The 2,413-nt window shown below is 70.2% G+C and carries 3 protein-coding genes; all 3 read right to left on the bottom strand.

Features of this window, described 5'->3' with window-relative positions; genetic code table 11:
* A partial coding sequence (locus tag FV223_RS25435; protein WP_246689810.1) for a hypothetical protein occupies positions 1-642 on the bottom strand: 642 nt, incomplete at its 3' end.
* A gap of 265 nt (positions 643-907) precedes the next feature.
* A complete protein-coding gene (gene msrB, locus FV223_RS25440; protein WP_147729550.1) occupies positions 908-1,339 on the bottom strand; it encodes a peptide-methionine (R)-S-oxide reductase MsrB in 432 nt (143 codons plus the stop codon).
* A gap of 61 nt (positions 1,340-1,400) precedes the next feature.
* The coding region (locus FV223_RS25445; RefSeq protein WP_147729551.1) for a YihY/virulence factor BrkB family protein at positions 1,401-2,413 on the bottom strand (1,013 nt) is incomplete at its 5' end.

The following is a 2,413-nucleotide window of genomic DNA, read 5'->3' on the forward strand; positions in this document are numbered from 1 at the left end:
CACTGGAGCGGCGGCCGGCGCACCGGTGCCCGCGATCCGGCGCAGCGCGTCGACGACGCCGTCCTTCTCGGCGGGCTTCTCGCCCGAGCGCGTGTTGGCACCGTAGCGGCCGAAGCCGAAGCGCGGCTCGATCAGGTCGAGGACGGCATCGAGGGCGGCGTTGCTCAGGCCGATCTCGCCGGTGGAGGGAATGCCCTGGAGCGCCAGCGCCTGGCGGTCATAGGCGGCATCCTCGGTCACGTCGCGACCGAACCAGGTCGGCGCGGTGAAGGCCGACGCCTCGCCGGCCTCGTCGAAGGTGACGCTGACGAGATCCAGGCTGCCCGGGCTGACGTAGCGGTCGATCACCGCCTCCTTCGTCCCGAGCGACACCGCCGTACGGTCGTAGGCGGCCTTGCCGGAGCAGACGTCGAGCAGCGCGTCGCCGTGCGCGCGGGGCACGTCCGTGCGCTCCTCGGCGGAGGCGCCCTCCGCATCCTTGGTGATCAGGACGAGATGGCATTGCTGCCCGTCGACCCGGACGAACGAGGTCCGCCCGCCCTGCGGCGCGAAGTAGCCTTCGGTGATACGGGCGCCGCCGCGCTCCTTGCGGATCAGACGCACCAGGGCCGGTGCCACGAGAAACCGCCGGACGACGCTCATACTCAACCTCCGCTCAAGGACGCTCCGGCGGTCGGTGACCGCCGGCCGTTCGGCCCGTTCTGCTCCGTGCGACGAAGACCGCTGGAAAGGCCGCGCCACACGCAGAGCGCGAGGCCGTCCCGCGGGTCGATCCTGGCGGCGCACGCGTCACGTCCGCTTCGGACAGGGCCTTCGCTGCCCATCGATCACTCAGGGACTAAGCAAAAAGCCGCCGAAATCAAGACCGCGGCGGCGCAGGACCTTGGATAGCGTTTACTATCCTGCCTCAAACCGAGTCCGGCCCGGGCTCCTTCGGCGTGAACGCCAGGGATGCTCCGTTCATGCAGTATCGAAGGCCGGTCGGCGCCGGGCCGTCGTCGAAGACGTGGCCGAGATGCCCCTTGCAGCGCGCGCAATGCGCCTCGGTGCGTACCATCCAGTGGCTGCGGTCGACCTGGGTCTCCACCGCGCCGGGCAGCGGCTCGAAGAAGCTCGGCCAGCCGGTGCCGGACTCGAACTTGGTCTCGTTGACAAAGAGTGGCGTGCCGCAGCCGGCGCAGGTGAAGGTGCCGGGACGCTTCTCGGCCAGCAGGCAGCTCGTTCCGGCGCGCTCGGTGCCATGCTCGCGCAGCACCCGATACTGCTCGGGCGAGAGCACCGCCCGCCACTCGGCCTCGGTCCGGGTCTCCGGCGCCGACATCGTGTCCGATCCGCTCATCGCGTCCTCCGCATGCATGATCCGCCCGATATGGGGCCGGAGGGCTGACGCTGCGAGCCCGTCACGCCGCCGCGCCGACGGTGTCCGCCATGCGCGCCTCGCGCTCGCCGAGCGGGAGCGCCGCGCCCGTCGTGGTGTCCTGCCCGGTCTGATGCTCGATCTCGGCATTGATCTCGCCGCCGAGCAGCACGATCGTCGAGGAGATCCAGATCCAGGTCATGAAGCCGATCACCGCGCCGAGCGACCCGTAGGTCTCGTTGTAGTTGCCGAAGCTCGCCACGTACCAGGAGAACAGCAGCGAGGCGACGAGCCAGAGCAGGCCGGCGACCACGCTGCCGACGCCGACCCAGCGCCAACGCGCCCGCTCGCGGCTTGGGCCGTAGCGGTAGAGCAGCGACAGGCCACCGAGCAGCACGAGGACCAGGGCCGGCCAGCGCAGGGCCGCGACGTACCAGGCGCCGGCGCTGATGCCGATGAAGTTGAACACCACCGGCAGCACCACGATCGAGGCGAGTGCGAAGATCGTGAACACCAGGGCGCCGACGGTGAAGGTGAGCGAGCGCAGGTTCAGCATGACGAAGCTGCGCTTCTCCTCCTCCTCGTAGACGACGTTGAGCGCGTCGAACATCGCCTTCATCGCGGCGTTGGCGCTCCACAGCGACAGCACCAGGCTGGTGAAGAACGTCAGCCCGAGGGTGCCGCCGCCCTTGGCGGCGATGCGCTTGACCTGGTCGCCGATGATCTCGATCGCCCCGGACGGCAGCACGCCCTGGAGGCTGGCGAGGTGATCGTTGATCACGTTCACGTCGGCGAACAGGCCGTAGCAGGACACGAGCGCCGCAACCGCCGGAAACAGAGAGAGCAGGGTGTAGAAGGTGACGCCCGCCGCCACCGACAGGACCCGGTCCTTGTTGAACTCGAGGAAGGTGCGCGCGGCGACGTCCTTCCAGCCGGCGGCGGTGATCTCGGTCGGGTTGGTCGCGGCGCGGCCGCGCTCGGGCTGGGTCTCGGCGATGCGCTGGGCCGCCCGGCCGGAATGCGAGCGCGCTCCCGCCTGCCCGCTCGGCGCCACCC

Origin of the sequence: Methylobacterium sp. WL116 (assembly GCF_008039455.1) — a bacterium.
GTDB lineage: Bacteria > Pseudomonadota > Alphaproteobacteria > Rhizobiales > Beijerinckiaceae > Methylobacterium.